The organism is Nitratidesulfovibrio oxamicus, from assembly GCF_015731765.1.
GTDB lineage: Bacteria > Desulfobacterota > Desulfovibrionia > Desulfovibrionales > Desulfovibrionaceae > Cupidesulfovibrio > Cupidesulfovibrio oxamicus.
In genome coordinates this window covers 1-6,387 of the sequence record NZ_VRYY01000109.1, presented here as the reverse complement: position 1 = coordinate 6,387, position 6,387 = coordinate 1, and the positions used below count along the sequence as shown (strand labels likewise).

Here is a 6,387-nt window from a genome sequence, read left to right as displayed (position 1 = left end):
ACCCCCGGCACCTGCCCGGCCCGCAGGCGGCGCACCACTTCGGTGCCGTCGCAGCCGGGCATGCGCACGTCCAGCAGGGCCAGATCGGGGCGCAGTTCCTCCAGCAGGCGCAGGGCCTGAAGGCCGTCCGTTGCCACGGTCACCTGATGCCCGGCGCCGCGCAGCACGTCCTGCATGAACAGCCGGTTCACCGGGTTGTCGTCGACCACCAGCAGCCGCAGCGGGGCGGCGCTGGCGCCGGTCGGGCCGATTTCCCGGGCGTGTCCGGGTTCTTTGGCCATGTGCTGGGGCGTGTTGGCGTTGCGGTCACCGGCGGTTCCCACCCATGCGGCCAGTCCCGTGTTCCGGGCACTGGCGGCGTCATCGTGAGAGTCGCCATCCGCACAGCGGTCGGGGGGCGGCCCCGCCACGGTGAACCGGGCGGTGAACCAGAATTCGCTGCCTGTGCCCGGCGTGCTGGATACACCGATGTCCCCGTCCAGCATGCGGGCGATCTCGCGCGAGATGGCAAGGCCAAGGCCCGTGCCGCCAAGGCACAGCGAACTTGCGGCCTCGCCCTGCACGAAGCTTTCGAAGATCGATTCCTGCTGCTCCGCCGGAATGCCCACGCCCGTATCCACCACGGCAAAGCGCAGCAGCACATCGCGCGGGATGGCTCCGGCTCCCGGCCTTGGCGCGGGCGCTGCGGCTGCCGCCGGGGTGGTGTGCGGCATGGATTCCGGCACCAGATTCACCACCACGGCGATGCCTCCCTGCCGGGTGAACTTCACCGCGTTGCCGATGAGGTTTCCGAGGGCCTGGCGCAGCCGGAAGTCGTCGCCCACCAGCGCCTCGGGCACGTTTTCCGCCACATGCAACGACAGTGAAAGTCCCTTGCGCTCGCCCGAGAAGCGGAACAGCCCCAGGCACGCCTCCAGCGCGGGGCGCAGCCGGAAGGTGCGCGGCGCAAGGCGCATCCGGCCCGATTCCAGGCACGAAAAGTCCGTGATGTCGTTGACGATTTCCAGAAGGTTGGCGGCTGCGCAACGCAGTTGTCCCAGGTATTCGTTGTAACGGGCCACCTGTTCCGTCTGGTGCGCATCCATATAGAAGGAGGCTCCGGCAGGAGGAGAGGCGGCGGATGCGGCATCGCGGGGGGGAGGCGTGGGTTCCGGCCCGACAGGTTTGCCCGGCCCGTCCGGCTTGTCAGGTCCATCTGGTCGGGACATGCCCTGCCGCCCCGGCTGGAAGCCGGACAACAGCTCTGCCATGCCGATGATGCCGGTGAGCGGAGTACGCATGTCATGGCTCATGTTGGCCAGAAAGGCGCTTTTCATGCGGTTGGCTGCCTCGGCCAGCGCCTTCTTGCGGCTGACCTGCAACGACGCCCCGCCAATGCCCAACAGCCCCACAACCCCGATGATGGCGTAGGCCAGCCCCGTCTGGTCCAGGCGCTGGCGTTCCAGGGCCAGCAGCGGAGCCGCTGCGATGGATACGCTGATGCCGCCGCGCAGGCCGCCCACGGTGTCGTCGGCGGTGCGATGGCAGCCAAGGCACGATTGGTCGGCCATCAGCGGGGCCATGTAGCGAAAGCTGGGACCGTGCCGGGTGTCGCCGCTGTTGGCGGTGCTCGCCGCCGCGTCGGAAGGCGCGCCGCCCGGGGGCAGGGCCAGGGTAAAGGTTTCCCGGGCGCCCTTGCTGAAGGCCTGCAACGACTCGTTTTCCCACGGGTCGGCCTCGTTTTCCTGCCGCAGCGGGTTCAGGCCGGTGATGCGGAAGCTGACCCCCTGGCTGGTGGTGAGAAATTCCGAGATCTGGCGCGTCATGTAGGCCGGGTTCATGCGGGTGAGCATGGTGCCGTCCGCCGCCATCAGCGTGCGCTGGTCGGGGGGCAGCCAGAGGTTGGGCCGCCCCAGTTCGCTGGTCCGCACGAACACCCCGCCGTGGGCCGCGTTCCAGGCCCTGGTGGACACGATCTGCGAAAAGAACGCCCGGGCCTGCAACAGCGCCAGTTCGCGCACGTGGGCCGCCTCGGTGCGGGCGTTCCACTGGTACAGGGCCAGCAGCAGCACCCCCCACAAGGCCACCAGCACGGCAGGCCCGATGAATGTCTGGATGCTCCAGTGCAGGGTCGGGCGCCTGCGGTGCAGCCGGGAGCGCAGGCTTCTTGCCGCACGTTCCGTGGTGGCGCCGGACGTTTCACCGGCTGGGTACGCCGGAGGCTGGGTCTGGTGTTGGGTCATGGGGTGCCCCCCTGTGCGGAGTCAGGAAAGTCTGAAAAGGCTGACTCTGTCAGATTTTTCTGTCTACTTGTCATGTAAATATGACATGCGCAAGGCCTGTCTCGCCTTACGCTCTTTGTCTTCCCAATGGCAACACAGTGAAATTATTTTTGAACGAAGGGATGTGCCGAATTTCACGCAACGGCACGGGTCTTGAAGACTGCACCTCACCAAGTGCCGTGCGCACCCGTCGGGCTGAACGGGCGCGGGCACGGATGCACCCGGAGGCGCGAACTCCCGGCCACACGCGGGCGGGGCGGGCGCCCTCCACAGCAAGGAGGCGGAAATGTCAGAGGAAGCACCTCGCAACGGACGTACGGGGCTGCGGCTCATCGTCGTCGGGGCGGCCCTTGGGGTCGTGCTGGCGGCGGGGGCGGGCTTCGGCATGAAGGTCACGGACCGGCGTCCGTTCTGCGCGAGCTGTCACATCATGCAGGAAGCGGCGTTGACGCACAAGGCGTCCACCCACGCCAACCTGGCCTGCAACGAGTGCCACGCTCCGCAAAACCTGGCTGCAAAGCTGCCCTTCAAGGCGGCGGCGGGGGCCAAGGACGTGTACATGAACACGCTGGGCAGGCCGGACGACGTGATCCATTCGGGCCAGTCCACCAAGGACGTGGTCAACGCCAACTGCAAGGCATGTCACACCATGACCAACACGCAGGTGGCCAGCATGGATTCCAAACCCTATTGCGTGGACTGCCACCGCAATGTCCAGCACATGCGCATGATGCCGATCAGCACAAGGAAGGTCGCCGATGGATAACCTGATGAAAGACACGCTGTCGCTGCGCACGGTGCGTGGCATGGTCCGCAGGGGGGCTATGCTGCTTGCCGTCTCGATTGTTCCCTTCGTCCTCGCAGGCTGTTCCGATGTCACGGAACTGAAGACCCCGGTGTTCAAGACCAAGATTGCGGCGGAAGAAACCCGCAGCAGCGCCTTCAAGGCGGAATTTCCGCAGCAGTACGCCAGCTACCAGCGCAACGACGAAAGCACCGTGATGACAGAATTCAACGGTTCGGTGCCGTTCAACAAGAACGACAACGTCGATCCGCTGCCCGAAGGCTACAAGCACGCCCAGCCGTACCTGAAGAACCTGTGGCTGGGCTACCCCTTCAGCTACGAGTACCGTAACGCCCGCGGCCATACCAAGGCGCTGGAAGACTTCCTGCACATCGACCGCATCAACACCTACGCGGAAAAGGGCGGCCTGCCCGCCACCTGCTGGAACTGCAAGACCCCCAAGATGATGGGCTGGGTGAAGCAGTATGGCGATGACTTCTGGGCCAAGGACGTCAACGAGTTTCGCGACAAGATCGACATGAAGGACGAGACCATCGGCTGCGCCAACTGCCACGATCCGCAGACCATGGAACTGCGCCTGTACAGCGAACCCTTGAAGGACCAGTTGAAGGCGCAGGGCAAGGACTGGGACAAGCTTTCGCGCAACGACAAGCGGTCGCTGGTCTGCGGCCAGTGCCACGTGGAATACTACTTCCAGGACAAGGAAAAGGGCGTCGCCAAGAAGCCCGTGTTCCCCTGGGCCGACGGCTACGACCCGCAGCAGATGTACACCTACTACAAGACGGCGGGCAATTCGCAGATGAAGGGCTTCGAGGGCAACTTCGTGGACTGGACGCACCCCGTGTCCAAGACGCCCATGATCAAGGCCCAGCACCCCGAATACGAAATGTGGCAGAACGGCGTGCACGGCGCGGCGGGCGTTTCGTGCGCCGATTGCCACATGGGCTACACCCGCACCGACGACAAGAAGAAGATCTCGGGCCACTGGTGGACCTCGCCCCTGAAGGATCCGGACATGCGCGCCTGCCGCCAGTGCCATTCGGACAAGAGCCCAGACTACCTGCGCTCGCGCGTGCTGTTCAGCCAGCAGAAGACCTTCGACCAACTGCTGAAGGCACAGGACCTGTCGGTGAAGGCGCACGAGGCCGTGCGTCTGGCATCCGAATTCCAGGGGGCCAAGCCCGCCAACTATGACGAACTGATGATCCAGGCGCGCGACATGGTGCGCAAGGGCCAGTTCTTCTGGGATTACGTGTCCGCCGAGAACAGCGTGGGCTTCCACAACCCGGCCAAGGCGCTGGATACGCTGGCTTCTTCGCAGCAGTACAGCCAGCAGGCCGTGGACCTGGCCAGCGAGGCCACCGGCTTCGCCATCTCCAAGGACCTGGCGGGCGACATCCACAAGATCGTGCCGCCCATCCTGAAGCACAGCCGCAAGTTGCAGCAGGATCCGGAGCACATGAAGACGCACCAGTGGTTCAAGTACCTGCCCACGCTGCCCAAGGCGGACAAGGTGTGGGACGGCCAGAAGAAGCTGGTTTCCGCGGCCCAGTAGGGCGGCGTGAAAGGAAGGAACGGCGGGGGCCGGATGGTCCCCGCCGGAACGGAAGGCATGCCGGGCCGCTTCATGCGGACCAGATGACCTGATTGCATGACGACATGACGTGCCGCGCGGGCGGCAGCGGCGCGCGCCGGATTGATTTCCCACGGCGCGACCGCAGGACCGGGAAGGCCCGTCCGGGATATTCCGGACACAGGCTGGTTCCTTTCCGGGGGCCCGCAGCCCGAATCACCGCCCGCGCGGCGCATTGCAGGCATCGTTTCGCCTTGGATCTCCTTCACAGGGACACGACAGACAGAAGGGCGCCCATCGGGGGCGCCTTTCGTCGTTGTGCGGGGTGGGAGCGGGGCAATGCCGTGGTCACGGGCAGGGCGGGCGTGGGAAGGCCGGGACAGGACGGAATGGGCGGGGCAGGGGGGGCGGGTCAACTGCGACAGGCGAATTGCCGATACGGGCTGCTTGCCGTGCGCTCCGTGCCGGGCTACAGGATGCACGGTGCCAGCGTAGCCGCACTGGGCAACCCTGCCTGCCTCGCTGCCGCCAGGCGTCCCGTCCGATCCCCCTGTTCCGTTCCCCTATCCCGCCGCAGGAGCGCGTCGTCATGTCCATCTCGTGGAATTTCCTCATCGTGTACACGCTGACGGTGCTGGTGGCCACCATCACCCCCGGCCCCAGCATGCTGCTGGCCCTGACGCACGGGGTGCGCTACGGCGTGCGGCGCGCGCTGGCGTCGGCACTGGGCAACACCGTGGCTTCGGTGTTGCAGGCGCTGGTGGCCGTGGTAGGCCTTGGCGTGGTGCTGGCCGCGTCGGAAGACCTGTTCCGGGTGGTGCGTTACGCAGGCGCGGCTTATCTGGTGTACGTGGGCGTGTGCATGCTGCGCGCCCCGGCGGTGCCCCTGAACGTGGCGGCGCCCGCGGTGACCGATACCATCGGGACCACCGGGACCGATGGGGGGGCGGGCCACGCGGGCGAGGGCGGGCGCGGTGTGTCCGGGGCACTTGGCGCATCCGAAACCCCCGGCGGACCCGGCGCGCGCAAGCTGTTCGCGCAGGCGTTTTTCGTGGCGGCGGGCAATCCCAAGGCCATCGTGTTCTTCACCGCGTTGTTCCCGCAATTCCTGGCCCCCGGCGACACCCTGGTCCGCAGCGCCCTGCTGGTGGCGGACCTTGCCGTCATCGCCTTTCTGGGCATGATGCTCTACGCCGTGGCCGGGGCGCGCATTGCCGCGCTGCTGGCCACCACCCGCGCCGCGCGCTGGTACAACCGCACCGTGGGCGTGGCCTTCATCGGCAGCGGAGCGGGGCTGGCCCTGTCCGACAGGTAGCGCCGTCCGCTGCCGTCCCCTGCCTGAAGCGCAGTGTCGGAAAGCTGTGTCCGGACTAAAAGGAACGGGCCGCGTCAGCACGACACGGCCCGTCTCTCGTTTGGCAGGAAGGAAAGCCGGTAACGCAACGCCTACTGCACGCCGCGCTCCAGCAGACGGATGATGGCCACGTCCACGGCGGCGAAGCCCAGGCTGGACACTTCGCCCAGCGAGCGCAGTGAAGCGCGGAAATCGGGCGAGACGATGCCCTCGGCCCCGGTCATGCCCGGCCCGTGCAGGGCCAGTTGCGCAGCGCTCCAGGCCTCTGCCGCAGCGGTGCCCACCTTCAGGGCGCAGCCGCCCTTGGCCCCGTCGCAGATCATGCCCATGACCGACGAGAACACCAGCGCCACGGCCTGCTCGGCTTGCGCGGGCGTGCCGCCCGCAAGGCGCA

Annotated in this window: 5 protein-coding genes; 3 read left to right on the top strand and 2 right to left on the bottom strand. The window is 66.7% G+C overall.

Annotated features, from left to right (window positions below; translation table 11 throughout):
* Positions 1-2,222: ATP-binding protein (locus FVW20_RS04875; protein ID WP_196608532.1), on the bottom strand; the 2,222-nt coding region annotated here is incomplete at its 3' end.
* A 325-nt stretch (positions 2,223-2,547) separates the two neighbouring features.
* Here FVW20_RS04875 and FVW20_RS04870 point away from each other — a divergent pair.
* The 3 genes from FVW20_RS04870 (at position 2,548) to FVW20_RS04860 (ending at position 5,954) form a co-directional block, all read left to right on the top strand.
* Complete coding sequence (locus tag FVW20_RS04870; protein WP_196608531.1) at positions 2,548-3,027, top strand: cytochrome c3 family protein; 480 nt, start codon at positions 2,548-2,550, stop codon at positions 3,025-3,027.
* 40 nt (positions 3,028-3,067) lie between these two features.
* The gene (locus FVW20_RS04865; RefSeq protein WP_196608533.1) at positions 3,068-4,621 is read left to right on the top strand and encodes an ammonia-forming cytochrome c nitrite reductase subunit c552; all 1,554 of its coding nucleotides are present in this window, start codon (positions 3,068-3,070) and stop codon (positions 4,619-4,621) included.
* 607 nt (positions 4,622-5,228) lie between these two features.
* Positions 5,229-5,954 carry a LysE family translocator gene (locus tag FVW20_RS04860; RefSeq protein ID WP_196608530.1) on the top strand — a complete coding sequence of 242 codons (726 nt, stop codon included), beginning with the start codon at positions 5,229-5,231 and terminating at the stop codon, positions 5,952-5,954.
* A gap of 131 nt (positions 5,955-6,085) precedes the next feature.
* Here the strand turns inward: FVW20_RS04860 and FVW20_RS04855 are convergent.
* A partial coding sequence (locus FVW20_RS04855; RefSeq protein ID WP_196608529.1) for an L-serine ammonia-lyase, iron-sulfur-dependent, subunit alpha occupies positions 6,086-6,387 on the bottom strand: 302 nt, incomplete at its 5' end.

Excerpts from the sequence above, each read along its gene's own strand:
- FVW20_RS04870 (WP_196608531.1), top strand. The coding sequence starts at position 2,548 with ATGTCAGAGGAAGCACCTCGCAACGGACGTACGGGGCTGCGGCTCATC.
- FVW20_RS04865 (WP_196608533.1), top strand. The coding sequence starts at position 3,068 with ATGGTCCGCAGGGGGGCTATGCTGCTTGCCGTCTCGATTGTTCCCTTC.
- FVW20_RS04860 (WP_196608530.1), top strand. The coding sequence starts at position 5,229 with ATGTCCATCTCGTGGAATTTCCTCATCGTGTACACGCTGACGGTGCTG.